11 protein-coding genes are annotated in these 17,921 nt (G+C 43.2%); 9 read left to right on the forward strand and 2 right to left on the reverse strand.

The features are described 5' to 3' along the window. Position 1 precedes the first annotated feature (1 nt). From MHH63_RS10075 to MHH63_RS10090, 4 genes are all read left to right on the forward strand, one after another. On the forward strand, positions 2-1,093 hold the full coding sequence (locus MHH63_RS10075; protein WP_076309250.1) for a response regulator: 1,092 nt from the start codon (positions 2-4) through the stop codon (positions 1,091-1,093). 133 nt (positions 1,094-1,226) lie between these two features. Further along, entirely contained in the window at positions 1,227-5,633 is a 4,407-nt protein-coding gene (locus MHH63_RS10080) for an Ig-like domain-containing protein (protein WP_341171461.1), read from the forward strand. Positions 5,634-6,032: 399 nt separating this feature from the next. Further along, on the forward strand, positions 6,033-6,407 hold the full coding sequence (locus MHH63_RS10085) for a DUF4180 domain-containing protein (RefSeq protein ID WP_076128242.1): 375 nt from the start codon (positions 6,033-6,035) through the stop codon (positions 6,405-6,407). Between the two features lie 19 nt (positions 6,408-6,426). Then, complete coding sequence (locus tag MHH63_RS10090) at positions 6,427-6,801, forward strand: iron chaperone (protein WP_339809986.1); 375 nt, start codon at positions 6,427-6,429, stop codon at positions 6,799-6,801. A gap of 127 nt (positions 6,802-6,928) precedes the next feature. Here MHH63_RS10090 and MHH63_RS10095 read toward each other — a convergent pair whose 3' ends face one another. Then, on the reverse strand, positions 6,929-7,861 hold the full coding sequence (locus MHH63_RS10095) for an ArsR/SmtB family transcription factor (RefSeq protein ID WP_254857042.1): 933 nt from the start codon (positions 7,859-7,861) through the stop codon (positions 6,929-6,931). A gap of 143 nt (positions 7,862-8,004) precedes the next feature. On the opposite strand from MHH63_RS10095, the gene MHH63_RS10100 reads away from it, so the two are divergent. Further along, positions 8,005-10,758, forward strand: coding sequence for a glycoside hydrolase family 2 protein (locus tag MHH63_RS10100; protein WP_248548772.1), 2,754 nt, complete (start codon positions 8,005-8,007; stop codon positions 10,756-10,758). Positions 10,759-10,834: 76 nt separating this feature from the next. On the opposite strand, the gene MHH63_RS10105 is transcribed toward MHH63_RS10100, so the two are convergent. Further along, complete coding sequence (locus MHH63_RS10105; RefSeq protein WP_248548771.1) at positions 10,835-12,529, reverse strand: M3 family oligoendopeptidase; 1,695 nt, start codon at positions 12,527-12,529, stop codon at positions 10,835-10,837. 383 nt (positions 12,530-12,912) lie between these two features. Here MHH63_RS10105 and MHH63_RS10110 point away from each other — a divergent pair, with 383 nt between their 5' ends. From MHH63_RS10110 to MHH63_RS10125, 4 genes are all read left to right on the forward strand, one after another. After that, positions 12,913-14,097 carry a GntR family transcriptional regulator gene (locus MHH63_RS10110; RefSeq protein ID WP_076194647.1) on the forward strand — a complete coding sequence of 395 codons (1,185 nt, stop codon included), beginning with the start codon at positions 12,913-12,915 and terminating at the stop codon, positions 14,095-14,097. Positions 14,098-14,343: 246 nt separating this feature from the next. Beyond that, positions 14,344-15,609, forward strand: coding sequence for a glycoside hydrolase family 125 protein (locus tag MHH63_RS10115; protein ID WP_076128250.1), 1,266 nt, complete (start codon positions 14,344-14,346; stop codon positions 15,607-15,609). A 44-nt stretch (positions 15,610-15,653) separates the two neighbouring features. Beyond that, entirely contained in the window at positions 15,654-16,958 is a 1,305-nt protein-coding gene (locus MHH63_RS10120) for an ABC transporter substrate-binding protein (RefSeq protein ID WP_076280054.1), read from the forward strand. A 71-nt stretch (positions 16,959-17,029) separates the two neighbouring features. Next, on the forward strand, positions 17,030-17,917 hold the full coding sequence (locus MHH63_RS10125) for a carbohydrate ABC transporter permease (protein ID WP_036688088.1): 888 nt from the start codon (positions 17,030-17,032) through the stop codon (positions 17,915-17,917). The last annotated feature ends 4 nt before the right edge of the window (positions 17,918-17,921 follow it).

A 17,921-nucleotide genomic window follows, 5' to 3' on the forward strand; every position in this document is an offset into this window, starting at 1 on the left:
CATGCTGCGAGCGATTATTGTAGATGATGAGGAGTTATCGGTAAAACGCCTGAAGCGGATCTTATCGCAGAGCGGAGAGATTGATGTCTATGAGACGTTTTTGAATCCTGCGGAAGCTTATGCTTTTGCGAAGGCCAATCCGATAGATGTAGCTTTTTTGGATATTTCTATGCCTGAGACGAATGGGATGAAGCTTTCTAGCCTTTTGCATGAATTGGATGAATCGATAGATGTGGTTTTTGTAACCGGATTTGATGAGTATGCGCTGCAGGCTTTTGACCTGAGTGCAGTGGATTATCTTTTGAAGCCTGTAACTGCGGAGCGGTTGTCTAAGACGTTAGAGAAACTCAAAAAAATAAATCGAAATACAACGGCTGAGCCTACGTTAGAAGTTTTTTTATTTAATGGTTTAAAAGTGTACCGCAGAACGCAGAACAGAGAGCTAATCAAGCTGAGAAGTCCAAAAACAGAAGAATTATTTGCTTTTCTGGTTAGTAAAGGGACGGTTAGCCGGGAGGAAATTATCGACACGTTGTGGAGCGGATTGGAGCCTGAAAAAGCATGGAAGAATCTGAACTCGACGCTGTATTATATTCGAAAAGCAATCGGCGCCAATTATATAAAAGCTAGCAGGAATGAAATTCATGTAGTAGAAAGCAGCATTTATTGTGATCTGTATGAATTTGAGCGATTGTTAAAGCAAATCAGGCAAACCTCTGAAAGACATGTTGAATGGATGATTCAAGCAGAAGTTTTATACACAGGAGCATTACTCAAAGGAAAAGCCTATGAATGGGCCAGTGGCAGGACGCGCAGACTCGAGCATGAATATATAGGATTGCTAGAGCTGGCTGCAAGATTTCATTTGGAGCAGAATCAGCAGCAGCAAGCACTGCATTATTTTGGAGAAATAATAAAATTAGATTCCTTGCGAGAGGACATCTATCATGAAATCATTAACTTATTAATTGAATTAGGGCGAATGAATGAAGCACAGCGGAAATTTGGTCAATTGGAAGAGATGCTGCAGCAAGAGCTCGGAACAACACCCGATCCTAAACTCAAAGCGTTAATGAAACAGAAGTTATTGTAATGGAAGGAACCTTCGAAAGGATGGCTATCGAGGGTTCTTTTTTTGTTTATTTTTTGTTTATCTTAATTTTGTATAATACTCTCGATTATTGTCGAATTAAGGACATGATTTATGCTAGAGGGGGAAATAGAGTTTGAAGCCATCATTTATGAAAATAGGCATTAGTATTTCGTTATGTACTGGACTTGTGGTGCAGGGGGTGGGTCCTATGCAAACTCCAATCATAAGTGCAAAAGCTAGTTTCGGTTGGCTCGAGAATAGCCCAGCTATAATAACGTCGATTAATGAAGATGACTATTCCAACGCAGGAGTTGAGGTAGCCAGCTTTTTGACAGGAAAAGTATCGGATCCAGCGTCAACAGGGATTGCTGTAGTAGCTTTAGATAATACCAAAGGGGCCTGGCAGTATTACAACACGGTGGGACGAATTTGGTATAATATCGAGCCGGTGTCAAACAGTAATGCTTTTCTGCTGCTGAAATCGGAGAAAATCCGTTTTGTCCCGGCGAAAGACTGGAACGGAACGGCATCCATTAGCTTTAAGCTATGGGATACAACAGCATCCGGTTATCAAAATTATCAAAAAAATGCGAATACCACAGTATCTGCCGCGTTCAGCTCAGATCCGGGTATAGCCGTAATTACTGTAAATCCAGTGAATGATGCACCTTATCTGACAGAACTAAATGGTGGGGACTATCTTAGTTTTGACGGTAACGGGGATTATGTGACGTTCCCGGATCAACGGATTTATGGGAATTCTTTTACAGTTGAAGGATTTTTGAAGGTAGATGCTTTTCAGACATGGATGAGATTTTTTGAATCATCGATCGCAGAGCAGAACCACAATATTTTTGTAGGTTTTAACGGCAAACGGATGAATTTCACTGCCTACACTAATAAGGGAGATATTAATGTCACTGAGGATTTCCCGATTTCTAAATGGGTTCATGTCGCGATTGTTTATGATCACAGTCAGAAAAAGGGACGGATTTATTGGGATGGTGTACTTAAGGCAGAAGGGGCCATGGATTTAAGTACAGTAGGAAACGTTGCACGTCCGAATAACTGGCTTGGAAAAAGCACGTGGAGACAGGACGGAGATTATAACGGTGGAATGAGAGACGTGAGGTTCTGGAGTAAAGCCAAGACCCAAAGTGATATTGTTCGAGAAATGAATGTCGACTTGACAGGCTCGGAGCCTAATCTGGCTTTAAACTATAAATTAGCGAATAGCAATGATGGGAATGTCGCTATTAATACCTCTGGTCTTCCCCTTAAGAACGGCACAATTACTGGGGCAACCTGGAAGCAGGACACAGGTTTTATGGGGAATACTACAACCGATAAAAACAAGTCGGTCTCACGATCCTTTAAGGTTCTCGATGTGGATGGAGATGACCTACAAGTATCAGCTACTTCCTCGAATACGCTCTTAATTCCGAATAATGGACTGAAAATAAGTGGAAGTGGTGAGTTACGAACTTTAGAAATAACACCCGCAGCGAATGCTTTTGGCACCAGTGTGATTTCTGTTAAGGTAAGTGATGGAGCATTAAGCAACACCTACACTTTTAATGTGACGGTAAACAATACGGGGGATGTAATCGTAACCGGAGTGACCCTGGATAAACCAACACTCAGTTTAACGGAAGGAGAAGCAGGAGACACGCTTAGTGCCGTAATAGCACCTGCTAATGCCACGAACAAAACAGTAAATTGGAGCTCTAGTGATGAGACTGTTGCAACCGTTGTAAACGGGGTGGTAACTCCAGTTGGCGTTGGAACAGCGATCATCATGGTAACGACTACTGATGGAAGTTTTACTGCTTCGTCTGTAGTAAATGTGAGTGCCCCAATCCCGCCTGTTGTGGATGTAACTGGAGTGAAGCTAGATCAGGAGACACTAGATTTAACAGCTGGTGAAGTTGATGGACTCCTAAAAGCAACAATAGAGCCTGCCAATGCAACGGATAAAGACGTGATCTGGAGCTCGAGCGATGAAACAGTCGCGACCGTTGTGAACGGAGTAGTAACTCCGGTTGGTGAGGGGACAGCAGTTATTACGGTAACGACGAAAGATGGAAGTTTTACAGCTACAACCACAGTTAGTGTGAGTGCTCCAATCCCGCCGGTTGTGGATGTAACTGGAGTGAAGCTAGATCAGGAGACACTAGATTTAACAGCTGGTGAAGCTGATGGAATTCTAAAAGCAACAATAGAGCCTGCCAATGCAACGGATAAAGACGTGATCTGGAGCTCGAGCGATGAAACAGTCGCGACCGTTGTGAACGGAGTAATAACTCCGGTTGGAGAGGGTACAGCGGTTATTACGGTAACGACGAAAGATGGAAGTTTTACAGCTTCGTCTGTAGTAAATGTGAGTGCTCCAATCCCGCCGGTTGTGGACGTAACTGGAGTGAAGTTAGATCAGGAAACACTGAATTTAACAGCTGGTGAAGCTGATGGAATTCTAAAAGCAACAATAGAGCCTGCGAATGCAACAGATAAAGACGTGATCTGGAGCTCGAGCGATGAAACTGTAGCGACCGTAGTGAACGGAGTAGTAACTCCGGTTGGAGAGGGTACAGCGGTTATCAAGGTAACGACCAAAGATGGAAGTTTTACAGCTACAACCACAGTTAATGTAGCCGCTCCTAAGCCACCTGACGTTATCGTAACTGGGGTGACTTTAGACCAGACAGAACTTAACTTAACGGTGGGTGAAGGCGAGGGAACTCTACAAGCGACAGTAGCTCCTGCTAATGCAACAAATAAAGGTGTGATCTGGAGCTCGAGCGATGAGACAGTAGCTAAGGTTGTTTATGGAGTAGTAACTCCGATTGGTGAAGGAACAGCCATCATAACGGTAACGACGAAAGATGGTAGTTATACGGCTTCTACAACCGTTACTGTGAAGGCACCTGTTAAACCAGTTACAGCACCTGGAATTCCAACATCCGTAACTGCAACTGCAGAGAATGGTCAAGCAATCATCACCTTTATCCCGCCGGTGAACGATGGAGGCAGCGAAATCACAGGATATATTGTAACTGCTAATCCGGGAGGTTTGACGGTTACAGGAACTGGAAGTCCTCTGACAATCAGTGGTTTGACGAATGGAACAAGCTATACCTTCACGGTACAGGCAATCAATAAAGCTGGCATCAGCGAATTCTCTGCTGAGTCCAATGCAGTTGTTCCTAGCACTCCATCTGGTGGTGATGTTGTTGTTCCGTCGCAACCAACCCCATCACCAACCCCATCACCAACTCCGGCACCTGTGGTAAATGCTGCTTCCATTCTAATCAATGGTAAAGCTGAAACAGTGGGAACCGCAACGAATGGTAAACGGAATGAGCAAACGTTAATCACTATTGTGTTAGATCAGAAGAAGCTAGAGGACAAGCTCGCCACTGAAGGTAAAGGTACAGTAGTTTCTATCGGTGCAAATAGTAAATCTGATGTTATAGTTGGCGAATTAAATGGACAAATGGTTAAAAATATGCAGGGTAATCAAGCGATTCTTGAGATTAAAGCGGGAAATGCGACATTTACACTGCCTGCTCAACAAATTAATATTGACGCTTTGAACGAGCAAATCGGCAAGTCGGTAGCTTTGCAAGATATTAAGATACAGATTGAAATTAGTGCTCCTACAGCCGATAAAGTTAAAGCTTTAGAAGCAGCTGCGCAAAAAGGATCCTTCTCATTAGTTTCCGCGCCAGTTAATTTTACGGCTAGAGGTATCTACGGAGATAAGAGTATTGAACTTTCCCAATTCAATACGTATGTTAAACGTACCATAGCCATTCCTGAAGGGATGGACCCGAACAAGATTACAACTGGAGTGTACGTTGATTCCGAAGGTTCGGTACACCATGTTCCTACTAAAGTGGTTGTAATTGATGGCAAATATTTTGCTACTATCAATAGCTTAAGCGGAGGTACTTACTCCGTAATCTGGCATCCGCTTGAATTTAGTGATGTAGCTAATCACTGGGCAAAAGAGGCAGTGAACGATATGGGCTCCCGATTAGTCATTGAGGGAACAGGTAGTGGTCAATTTACTCCGGATCAAGCCATTACCCGTGCAGAGTTTGCGGCGATTGTTGTACGCGGTCTGGGACTTGAGATGGAACAAGCTGCAACACCATTCTCAGATGTAAAGACCACGGATTGGTATAACAGTGCGATCAACACGGCATTTACTTATCAATTAATCAATGGTTTTGAAGATGGCATGTTCCGCCCTGATGAACATATTACCCGTGAACAAGCGATGTTAATTATTGCTAAAGCGATGAAAATTACAGCGCTACAGACTAAGCTTTCTGTTCAATCGGCTGACGTTTTGTTAGCTCCATTTACAGATAGTAGTAAGGTTTCTAACTGGGCAATCAGTGGAGTTACTGACACTTTGCAGGCAGGCATTATCATGGGAAGAAGCAGTAAAGGGCTTGCTCCGAAAGATGATATGACCAGAGCTGAGGTTGCAGAGATCGTGAAGCGGCTACTTGAAAAGTCGGATTTAATCTAATCTACTGAGCTCCAGAATTGTGATCATTAGAGGATTCGTTCAAAGAACATTGAACGAGTCCTCTTTTCTTTTTATGGCTTAGCTCGTTTATACGATAATTAATCATTAATGATGTATTTCAGACAGCATAATCAGGCTATGCAGAACGGCTGAAAGAAATCCTGAAAGCTCATCCGCACCTTGCGAATATGGAGAATAATATATTCGATAGTGATGGTTATACTTCCTTACATTCTGCTGCTTTTCATACGGATAATGTAGAACTAATAGAGTTGTAAATCGAACATGGCGCCGACATTTCTGCTAAAATAAAAAGTGGTGAATCTGCATGGTCGGTTGCGATTAAGCAGAGTAATCATAATGTTGCAGAAATTCTTCGCGGAAAAGGAGTAGTCTTGAATGAAAATCACAGTGGATGATAAGAATGATTCAACGGTAGCTATAATCTCTGGTGAGGAGATCATAATCAATAATGTAAGGGATGCCTTAGACTTAATGATGAATGTGAAATACCAAGGATGCGATAAAATGCTTCTGAGGAAGGAACAGATTACGGATGATTTTTTCGAGCTAAAGTCTGGAGTTGCTGGTGAGATTGCACAAAAATATACAAACTATCAGATGAGAGTTGCTATCGTAGGAGAATTTACAAGCTATAACAGCAAAAGTCTGAATGATTTTATTTACGAATGCAATCAAGGCGATAAAATGTTGTTCAAAAGTACTGAAGCTGAGGCTTTAGCGGCCCTACATTTATGCAAATCGTGGAGATGATCCAGAGAGGAGTTATATCATGGATGAAAGTAAAATCACATATGAATCGATCAATGCCTATATTTCCGGGTTTTCGCTTGAGGTTCAGGAAATCCTTAATACGTTAAGAAAGGTGATAAAAGAGGCGGCACCGGAAGCAGAGGAAAAAATAAGCTATCAGATGCCTACTTTTGCATTACACGGAAATTTGGTGCATTTCGCTGCTTATCCCAAGCATATTGGATTCTATCCAACTCCAAGTGGAATTAATGCTTTTAAAGATGAATTATCAGGCTATAAAGGTGCTAAAGGTTCCGTTCAATTCCCTATTGATAAGCCTATGCCTTATGAATTAATTAGCAAGATTGTAACCTTCAGAGTCGCTGAGAATCTAAAAAAAGTTGAAGCAAAATAAGGTCTCTACTGGTATGAAATAGAGAGGTCCATCTGGTCAGGGCTGGAAGTGTGCATCCATTGTTGATGTTCTTCTTGATGCTGGTGAACATTGGATCCACTTCCGAGGCACTCCTGCCTCTTTTTCCTCATTTCGGACGTCGTACAAACGCCAGTATGATATCCTGGGCATAGTCCCCGAACCCACTTCCGAACAGATTTAGTCCTCGTTTATTGAGTGCATCCTCCCGAATTTCAAAACGTACACGAATAGGTTCATTAAACGCCAGCTTTAAAGAGCTGATTGTAGTGGAAGATGAGAAAGAACCATTACAGCTGCTGCCCGATTCCGAGACACTCCATGTAGTAAGAGCTCCATATTCAGTTCCACTTCTCCAACGTTCAGGGGTCAGTTTCCCTTTGCGGTTCCCGAAATCGGAGGGACAGGTCCAAGTCCCGACTAACTGGTCATTGATGGATAAGCTGATATCACTGGCCCAATCCTCTCGAAATGAAGGGGCTTCTGAGCATACTTCTGCCGAAATGCGGATTTCGTCCAACTCGACGCCTGGAGGCAGGGGGTTGGCAAAATAGTATTCGACATAACCGGCTTCTGCGAACCATAAGAGAGAGGCATCGACTCGTTCAGGCATGTAGAATGCTCTTGGATCATCCTGGGAGCCAATGACGCCACCATCTTTTCCGGCCATCCCGCAGGACGGTTGTATGGAGCAGTGGGAGAACATTCCGATGGGCATATGTATTTCCTCAGTTTGATGCAGCCCATCCCCTAGCTTTGAAGGGAGATCGAGTTGAATAGAGCGACAGGTGACCGCACAGATTTTTTCGCGATTTGCACCTTGTGTAGACGAGATAAGATTAACCTGTTCTAACGTCTGCACATTGATAGATATCGTTGGCTGAGCTACACCTAACGTCTCAGCTAATTGACTGACACTCATAGGCTTCTCTCCAAGGGCTTCAAGAATGCGGACGCGAACGTCACCAGACAGTGCTTTAGCTACATCTAAAATGCGTGACGCGGGATAACGTATCGTTTCTTGTGAAATATCATTCATCATTTTTGTTCCTTTTCGTATAGGATGGGTTGAGGTTATTGTACAATGAAGAACGAGTATTGTAAAATCATAATAAACATTGCGAAAAACATATACTGGTGCTAAAATGGGCTCAACTTCTTATTTTGAAAGGCTGTGCTCGCCATATGACAACTTCTATATTAGCTTCTGAGACACTTGCGATTCCTCGTTCTGAACACCCTCATCCACATTGGCAACGTCATGAATGGATGAATTTGAATGGGCAATGGTCATTTAAGTTTGATCCGAACAATGAAGGTATGAAGGCGTTATGGTACTCCAATCCTGAAATCGCTTACGACTCAATGATCACTGTACCTTTTTCTTGGGTAAGTCCCTTATCCGGAATTGGCTGCGATCAACAAGGAATAGGCTGGTATCGCCGCACCGTGAATGGGCAGGCTGTTGACCAACAAACACGATTGTTTTTACGTTTTGGGGCAGTAGATTATTCATGTGATGTGTGGATAAATGGAGAACATGTAGGTTCACATCAAGGTGGATATGGTTCATTTGAATTTGATATTACACCTTACTGGGCAGCTAATTGTGAGAATAATATTGTCGTAAGAGCTGAGGATTTCGATCATGCTTATCAAGCGCGGGGCAAACAAGGATATGGAGAAATCCGTGGAATTTGGCAGCCTGTATGGCTTGAAGCACGTCCCGAAACTTATATGAAAGATGCAAAGTTTGTGACCCGTATAGATGGACAGGTGAAGGTAACTACAAGAATAATTGCGCATGAAACGGGTTCGGCAGAGTTTACGCTGCAATTCGCTGATCATTCTGTTGTTCATACAGAGAAGCTGCAGCTTATAGCAGGGGTGAACGAATGTAAGCTGTCTATCGATGTTCCCAATCCGCATTTGTGGAGTCCAGAAAATCCTTATTTATATGAAGGTGAATTGCAGCTTAGTGGATCGTTTGGTACAGATACAGTCAGCACTTATTTCGGAATTCGCGAAATTCAGACTGCCCGCTTTGAAGATCGTGATTATCGGTGGATCACCTTAAATGGTAAACCGATATATTTGAACGGTACTCTTGATCAGTCCTATCACAAGACAGGGTTTTTCACCTATCCAACGGATGAAGACATGCGGGATGAAATTTATCTAATGAAACGTTTAGGGCTAAACATGGTGCGAATTCATATTAAGCCCGAAGAACCCCGTAAGCTGTATTGGGCGGATAAGCTTGGCATTCTTGTTATGGAAGATATGCCTTGTTTCTGGGGTAATCCGGATGACAAGGCCAGAGCCTCCTATGAGAGAGAAGCCCTTGAGGTGATTGAACGAGATTATAATCATCCATCTATTTTTTCGTGGGTTATGTTCAACGAGACCTGGGGTTTGAAGACAGATGCTCAGGAGGCTAGCCTCACAAGTGATGTACAGCAGCAGAGTAGTTATCTTAAAGAGACACAGGAATGGGTGCGGGAGAAATATCGCTGGGCGAAGCAGCTTGATCCGACTAGAATTGTTGAGGATAACTCGCCGTGTAATTATGATCATGTGGAATCGGATATTAATACATGGCACTTTTACATTAATGGTTACGAGCAGCTGCAAGCCCACTTAAATGAGGTTGTAGATAAAACATTCCCGGGATCGGAGTTTAACTGTATTGGCGGCAACGTACAGTCTGATGCCCCTCTAATGAACAGCGAATGCGGTAATGTGTGGGGGATAGAAGGTGGTGCAGGGGACAGTGATTTGGCATGGCATTACCGCTATATGATGAATGAATTCCGGCGGCATGATAAGCTATGTGGATTCGTATTTACTGAATTCCGTGATGTTACGAATGAGTTCAATGGTTATTACCGGCTAGACGGGAGCGATAAGGATTTTGGATATGGGGATTTTGTTCCCGGGATGACGATTGCGGATCTGCATTCCCCAGATTTTATCGTGATAGATGCTCCTCCATGCCAGACAGTAGAAGCAGGGCAGAGTGTTAAAGTACCTTTGCTAGGTTCCAGCTTCGCGGACAGCTATCACGGTCATAATTTGAAGCTGAAATGGGAACTGTGGTACGACAATTTGGGGACTCGGGTCACTGCGCAAAGTGGACATATGTCTGTGAAATGGGATAACTTTGGAAACACTATACTTCCTTCTTTGAACATTACAATGCCTGGTCAGGAGGCGGCTGCAATACTTGCTGTTTCTCTGATTAATGAGAAGGGTGAAGCGATCACGCGGAATTTCATTACTTTTGATGTAAGAGGCGGTAATAACACTGTATTGTTTAAAGGTGAAGGAGCATTTATTCAAATTCCAGTGGGAGCTTATACCGATCATAACTTTAAGCATCAATGGGATGCTATCCAAGGATCTAAGATCAATGGTGCTGGGCAAGGTCAGTATGTATACGAGGTTACACTGCCAGATGCAGCAGATAAATCAATGATTGGTGAGATCGAAATCATCTTCGAAGCAAGTGCTAAACGATTGCTGGCGCGGCATGTTGAAGGTACGAAGCTTAATGATATGGGCCTTGATCTTATGCATGGGGCAGATGCGAGGGTGGAATATAATCCGAATACGTATTATATGACGGATGAAGAGCGTCATCCTTCCCGAGTGAACGTTCTGGTGGATGGGCAGCGGATTGGTTCTTTCTATTTACCGGATGATCCGGCTGATAGCAGAGGGATTTTGTCTTGGCATTATCAGCCAATAGCGAATAAGCTGGATGAGGCTGGATCTTATGGCTACCTATGCAAGGCAAGTGTACCGGGGCAGTTAGCAGCGAAGCTGGATCGCAATCGTGTTTTCCGTTTGGAGCTGCAAGCAGAGGACGGCGGGCTAGCTTTGTATGGCCGTAATGCAGGTCGTTATCCACTGGACTTGTTGATTCGTTATCGCTAAATAACCTTAATATGAAAATAAAGCAATCCCAGCTAAGAAGCAGGGATTGCTTTTTTATCGGTACTGCAAGGTATTATTAAAGTTCTTTATCATTAATGCTGTTTAACCAGCTTTCAATCTCTCCAATGACCGAACTAATGCAGCCATCTTCAAAAGGTGAAGTCAGGCCCGCAAGTTCAACCAGCTTGATAAAGGATTTGCTTCCTCCAGCTTGACATAATTCTAAATAATCACTCCAAGCGGATTTAAAATCTTCATTTGAACGTTTCCAGAACTGGAAGGCACATAGCTGTGCTAGTGTATAGTCAATGTAATAGAACGGGGAGGCGAAGATATGGCCTTGCTTATGCCAAAATCCACCTTGTTCCAGATAAGCATTACCTTCATAATTGCGGTGCGGCAAATATTTTTTCTCGATTTCTCGCCATGCTTGCTTACGTTCAGCAGGGGTTGCTTCAGGATTGCTGTAAACAAAATGCTGGAATTCATCTACAGTAACTCCGTAAGGAATAAACTGAAGGCTATCTGCCAAATGATTGAAACGGTATTTGTCTGCATCCTCTTCAAAGAACAATTCCATCCATGGCCAAGCAAAAAACTCCATGCTCATGGAATGGATCTCACAGGCTTCATAAGTAGGAAAAGCATATTCAGGTACATTAATATTTCGGCTTTCATACACCTGGAAGGCATGCCCCACTTCATGGGTCAAGACATCAATATCCCCTGAGGTTCCATTGAAATTTGAGAAGATAAAAGGTGCTTGGTATTGGCTGAAGTAAGTACAATAGCCACCGCCTTGCTTACCTTTTTTACTTACTAAATCCACTAGATTGTTATCCAACATAAAAGTAAAAAATTCATCAGTTTCCGGAGAGAGCTCTTTGTACATCTTGGATCCGTTAGCTACAATCCAGTCAGGATCTCCTTTAGGAGTGGCATTGCCAGTCTTGAAGCTGAAGTTCTCGTCATAAAACTTCAAGGCATCCAGACCTAGGCGTTCAGTCTGCCGTTTCTTAAGCTGTTGGGAGACGGGTACGATATGCTCCAGAACTTGTTTCCGGAAGTTGGCTACCATGTCGGCGTTATAATCGGTACGCATCATCCGGTCATAACCTAGCTCAACAAAGTTGCTGTAACCAAGCTTTTTAGCAATGCGGTTACGGACTTTAACTAGCTCGTCATAGATTCGATCAAAGTCACTCTCATGTTCAGACATAAAATCATATCTGGCTTGTGAAGCACGTTTGCGCATATCGCGGTCCGTGGACAATTCAAATGGAGTAAGCTGAGTCAGTGTCCGTTCTTCGCCTTCGAATGGAATCTTGGCGGACGCGATAAGCTGAGCGTATTCTGTAGAGAGTTTGTTCTCCAATTGTAAATCTTCGATGATTTCTGGACTAAAAGTACGCAGAGCTACTTCTGCAAGCTGAAGCAGCTGCGTGCCCCATTCTTGTTCGAATTCGGCTCTGTATTTGGAATTGACGAGTGCTTTGTAGTAGTCCGTTATGTATTCCTGAACGATAGGGCCAATCTCGTCCATGAATTCCTGTTCAGCCTTGTAGAATTCATCTGTTGTATTGATCGAATGGCGAACGCTAACCAATGTCTGCAGGGTGTCAAACTCATTGCGAAGCTTGTTAATAGCGGTAACGGAAGCCTTTTGCACTTCTAATGGCTCGGTGTCATTGAGATCTTTAAGCAGGTTGTTAAAATCCTGTTTGAACTTCTCTACATCCGGGCGCTCATAGCGATAATCATTAAATTTCATTAACTATTCAACTTCCTTTCTATACCAGATAGTCTCTATTATATATTCTGAACAGCAATTTACGATAGACCTGTGTTAGCTGTTTTTGAATAAAAAAAGAACAAATGGACAAAAGTGTAAAAACTTGTTAGATGAAATACGGTTTGATATTATCTAAGAATATAGTAGAAATGATATTTATAGCGATTACTTAGCCTTTATTTAACCAGCATTCACTGAATACGGGTTATCTCTGTTTATATACGAAGTTTTGTATTTTTCCACTTTACATCCTTCCTCCCTCTTTTTTTGCTGTAGCCGCACAACTGTCGACAAACTTAATATATCATGATATATTATTATGTATAAGATGAAAAAATTAGAGTCAGGAGATAACGAAAGTCATGAGTGAGACAACATCATCCAAACCGATGTATGAAAAAATATTTGATGAAGTGAAGCAGCTTATCGTTAATAAATCCTACGGACAAGGGGAACGGGTTCCCTCAGAGAAAGAACTGGCTGAAGCCTATAATGTTAGTCGGATTACGAGTAAAAAAGCTCTGGAAATGCTCGCCGCGGAACAATTAATTGTGAGAAAACCGGGGAGAGGTTCATTTGTGGCAGATCCAGCAGTCGATTACATGGAATCAGCGATATCTCCGGGGACGGTCTCCGACGGAACTGTTTTCAATTCCTTTAACCATGAGGAAAAGACGATCGGTCTGGTTATTACCGACTTTGGCAACAGCTATGGCACAGGCTTAATTTATGGCATGGAGCAGGCTTCACGTGACAATGATTGTTTTCTGGTTTTAAGAAGAACGTTTGGGGTGCCGGAGAACGAAGAGAAATCTATTCAGAAGTTGCTCAGCTTAGGTGTAGATGGTCTGATCATTTTTCCGGCTCAAGGCGAATTTTTTAATGCGGAGATTCTAAAATTGGTGATAGGGCGGTTCCCGCTAGTTCTGGTAGATCGCCATTTAAAAGGAGTGGCAGCAGCATCGATCAGTACTGATAATATGCAGGCTGCACTCAAAGGTACGGAGTATTTATTTGATCTCGGGCATACTCATATCTCCTTTCTCTCTCCACCTCCAGCGGATACCACAGCTCTTGAAGAGCGGGTAGAGGGATTTATTCAAGCGCATGCGGAACGGGGAATAGCTGTAGACAAGGGATTGTGGGTCAGCGATTTGACCTCAACACTACCGGATTCCTTCAACGATGAGAATATTGAACATGACATTTCGCGGCTAATTTCTCATTTGCAAAAGAATCCAACAATAACGGCGCTTTTTGCTGTGGAATATAATATTGCGCTGCTGGCTAGAACTGCGGTCCAACGACTTGGGCTACGAATTCCAGAAGATATTTCGATCATTTGCTTTGATAGTCCGCCAACTCCACTTGGTTCGGGTTATGCATTTACCCATTTACGGCAAAATGAAGAAGAGATGGGGCGGCTTGCAGTAGAAAATGTATTGCGAATTATGAACGGGCAGAGTGTGTCCAATAAGATAATGCTGGAAGCTGAGTTAATTTCTGGTGAATCCACAAGCTCCGCTAAACAATCTATCTCTAAATAGAATTTTGGCTTATTCTCCAAATTAAACATATATTAGTTGTTATAAAAACCTATCTTTTTGGATGGGTTTTTTTATTTGTTTTAGATATGTATTTATCATTATAGATGCATTGATATATTATTATAATAAAATAAACATATTGACATACTAATTACATGACAATATACTAATCAATGAAAGCGCTTCAAAGTTAAAAAGAAAAAGGGGGTATTATAACTGAAAGCAACTAGAGAAATACCCGAGTCAATGCATAAACTGGCATCTAGCGTAAAAGCACAGCTGAGTGATCGCCCGAAATTAGCCGAAATGTTCGAGAAATGTATGGCCAACACCTGGAACACAACCTTAAAACGAATGCCAAACGGAAGCACTTTTGTTATTACCGGAGATATTCCAGCGATGTGGCTACGGGATTCCGCCGCACAGGTCAGACCTTTCCTAATCCTTGCCTCCGAAGATGAAGAAATTGCAGACATGATTGAGGGACTTGTACGTAGACAATTTACTTACATCCAGCTTGATCCATATGCTAACGCATTCAATGAAGAAGAAAGTGGGCATGGCCACCAAGAGGATCTGACGGAGATGAGCCCGGGAGTCTGGGAAAGAAAATATGAAATTGATTCGTTATGTTATCCAATCCAACTGAGTTATCTGCTCTGGAAGAATTCGGGCCGTACTAGTCAGTTTAATGAGTCGTTTGTAACAGGCGTAGAAAGAATCATAACATTATGGACTACCGAACAGAACCATGAGCGCGATTCAAAATATCTTTTTCAACGGATGAACTGTCCGCCCACGGATACGTTAGCTCGAGAAGGCAAAGGGACGTTGACGGCTTATACCGGAATGACTTGGTCTGGATTTCGTCCTAGTGACGATGCCTGTGAATATGGGTATTTGGTTCCGGCCAATATGTTCGCGGTGGTTGTTTTACGATATGTGTGTGAAATTGCCCGTGAGATTTTAGGTGATCAGGAGCTGGAAAAGAAAGCTAGAAAACTATCTGACCAGCTTAATAAGGGAATAAGTGAGTATGGAATTGTAGAACATCCAGAGTTTGGAGCGGTCTATGCTTATGAAGTAGATGGTCTGGGACAGGTGAATTTTATGGATGATGCAAATGTACCTAGTCTACTCTCTATCCCTTATTTGGGTTATGTGACTGCTGATGATCCTATTTATAAAAATACCCGTGAACTTATTTTAAGTAGCACTAATCCTTATTTTTTCGCAGGAAAAGCGGCTGCTGGCATTGGAAGTCCGCATACGCCAAATCGGTATATCTGGCCCATAGCTTTAGCGATGCAGGGAATGACATCTACCCGCTTTGAGGAACAGGAAGCCTTACTTCATCTGCTGGAGAAGACGGATGCAGGAACTGGATTTATGCATGAAGGGTTTCATGTGGATAATCCTGATGAATTTACACGTCCATGGTTCTCTTGGGCAAATATGATGTTCTGTGAGCTTGTACTCATGCGCTGTGGTAAGCAGATTAAGCGCGGTTGAGACCAACAAGGTTTGAATAATCGACTCTAAAGGGGATAGAGAACATGAAAAAATGGCTGGTTACCTCAATTGTTTTGGTAATGACTACTGCACTTGCTGCGGGCTGCGGTGGCAATAACGGATCTGCGGACAAAGAGACCGGAAACACAAGCAAAGCTGGGAGCAGTACCGGGAAAAAGACAGAGCTTACCTTCTGGGGAGATTGGGGCGGTGAGGGGCAGAAGCAATTCGAGACCATGGTGGATGCTTTTAATAAATCGCAGGATAAAATTCACGTAAAATATGTGCTGCAACAGGATATGATCACGAAATTCCTAACTTCTGCGACCAATGGCGGCACTCCTGATGTACTGTTTTGGGACCGTTGGAGAACTTCGCTGTATGCCCCGAAAAATGTACTGCATCCGGTGGATGAATACTTAACGCGTGACGGTATTTCCGAAGATGATTTCTACAGTGAATCCCTACGGGAGCTTTCATACGATGACAAATTATATGGGCTGCCGCTTACAGTAGATGCCCGTGCTCTTTTCTATAATAAGAAGCTGCTCGCAGAGGCAGGACTTCAGCCTCCAACAACTTGGGATGAGTTAGAGGCAGCGGCTACGAAGCTAACGAAATGGAATGGCAATAAATTGGAGACCGCAGGTTTTTCTATGGGAGATTTGGGACTTTTTAATATGTATCTCCAACAGGCTGGCGGCACCATGCTTACGGAGGATGGAAAGACCAATTTTAATAATGAGCAGGGCAAGCAGGTGCTTGAGTTCTGGGATCGCCTAATGAACAAGGACAAAGTGTATAAAGTAGGGTTCGAACTTGGACTTGGTGAAGGGCAAGATGCTTTTGTCACAGGTAAAGTGGCTATGCTGTATTCCGGTCCGTGGATGCTCAGCACCTATAACAAATATGGTAAAGACCTGGATTATGGAATCGTTCCTCCTCCAGCCGGACCAAATGGTGATAAAGGTAGTGTCATGGGTGGATTTGGGCTAGTGATTCCAGAAGGCTCCAAACATAAGGAAGAAGCATGGGAGTTCATCAAATGGTGGACAGCGAACAAAGATAACGCGTTGCTCTGGGCAAAGACGAGTCTAAACCTGCCGGGTTATAAGCCATCGATGGAAGATCCATTTTTCAAGGATGATCCAAAATGGCAGCCGTTTCTGGAAACGTTGGAGTTCGCCAAGGTTCGTCCGAACCATCCTGGATATTCCGTGATGGAGACTGATGCTTTGGCCCCTAATTTGCAGCTTAACCAGCAAAACAAGATGAGCATTGATGAGACCTTGAGGAAATCGCAAGAAGAGGGCGACAAAATGCTGAAGGATAATGAAGTAGTGAAGTAGTGAAATAATAAGTAAGACATTTGAAGTGAAGGGAGGTTTCGCCTCCCTTTTGCTTAGGAGGGGGTAGCTGAATGGCTTCCATCAGAAAGCTAGAGAAACATCAGGCGCGGACGGCTTATCTGTTTATTACACCCACGGTATTGCTGTTTACAGTATTCACAGTCATCCCTGTGGTAATGGCGCTATATTTAAGCTTTACCAACTACGATGTACTTAGTAGAAACGATTGGATCGGTTTTGATAACTATCGCCGTTTGATAGAGGACAGTTTGTTATGGAAAACATTCCGAAATGTATTTCTGTATTCCATCATTTTCGTTCCATTTAATATTCTGATTTCGCTTCTCCTCGGGATTCTGCTTAGTCGATCCTGGCGTGGGGTAAAGTTGTTCCGCACATTGAATTATCTGCCTACCCTTACATCCGCCGTTGCTGCTGCTACCGTTTGGATCTGGCTTTTGCATCCTGAATTTGGTTTGGTTAACGGATTGTTGTCTTATGTTGGGATTACGGGTCCAGCTTGGTTATCCGAGACCCGAACGGCGATGTTGTCCATTATTATGCTTACCCTCTGGCAATCGGTAGGTTCTAATATGATTATCTACTTGGCAGGTCTGCAAGGCGTGCCTGACTATTTGTATGAATCTGCACGGTTGGACGGTGCTAATAAGCTGGCTTGTTTCCGGTTTATTACTTGGCCGCAGCTGCGACCAACAACCTTTCTTGTCAGTACGATGTCAATCATTGGTGCGTTGCAGTTGTTCGACCAAGCTTTTGTGCTGACGCAGGGTGGTCCGGCGAATATGACAAAGACCCCAGTTTATCTGATCTATCAGCAGGGCTTTAATCAATTGCAAATGGGGTATGCGTCTGCACAAGCATTTGTGCTTGCTGTGGCGATTCTCATTTTCTCACTAATAAACATGCGGATCACAAAGGCGGAGGAGTCCATTGTATAAGCCG

It is taken from the genome of Paenibacillus sp. FSL H3-0310, from assembly GCF_038002785.1.
Taxonomy (GTDB): Bacteria; Bacillota; Bacilli; order Paenibacillales; family Paenibacillaceae; genus Paenibacillus_AQ; species Paenibacillus_AQ odorifer.

What these genes read in the sequence shown, in the direction of transcription:
- MHH63_RS10105 (WP_248548771.1), bottom strand. Translation starts at nt 12,529, where the DNA reads ATGAAATTTAATGATTATCGCTATGAGCGCCCGGATGTAGAGAAGTTC.
- MHH63_RS10095 (WP_254857042.1), bottom strand. Translation starts at nt 7,861, where the DNA reads ATGATGAATGATATTTCACAAGAAACGATACGTTATCCCGCGTCACGC.
- MHH63_RS10100 (WP_248548772.1), top strand. Translation starts at nt 8,005, where the DNA reads ATGACAACTTCTATATTAGCTTCTGAGACACTTGCGATTCCTCGTTCT.
- MHH63_RS10115 (WP_076128250.1), top strand. Translation starts at nt 14,344, where the DNA reads ATGCATAAACTGGCATCTAGCGTAAAAGCACAGCTGAGTGATCGCCCG.
- MHH63_RS10120 (WP_076280054.1), top strand. Translation starts at nt 15,654, where the DNA reads ATGAAAAAATGGCTGGTTACCTCAATTGTTTTGGTAATGACTACTGCA.
- MHH63_RS10075 (WP_076309250.1), top strand. Translation starts at nt 2, where the DNA reads ATGCTGCGAGCGATTATTGTAGATGATGAGGAGTTATCGGTAAAACGC.
- MHH63_RS10125 (WP_036688088.1), top strand. Translation starts at nt 17,030, where the DNA reads ATGGCTTCCATCAGAAAGCTAGAGAAACATCAGGCGCGGACGGCTTAT.
- MHH63_RS10090 (WP_339809986.1), top strand. Translation starts at nt 6,427, where the DNA reads ATGGATGAAAGTAAAATCACATATGAATCGATCAATGCCTATATTTCC.
- MHH63_RS10085 (WP_076128242.1), top strand. Translation starts at nt 6,033, where the DNA reads ATGAAAATCACAGTGGATGATAAGAATGATTCAACGGTAGCTATAATC.
- MHH63_RS10110 (WP_076194647.1), top strand. Translation starts at nt 12,913, where the DNA reads ATGAGTGAGACAACATCATCCAAACCGATGTATGAAAAAATATTTGAT.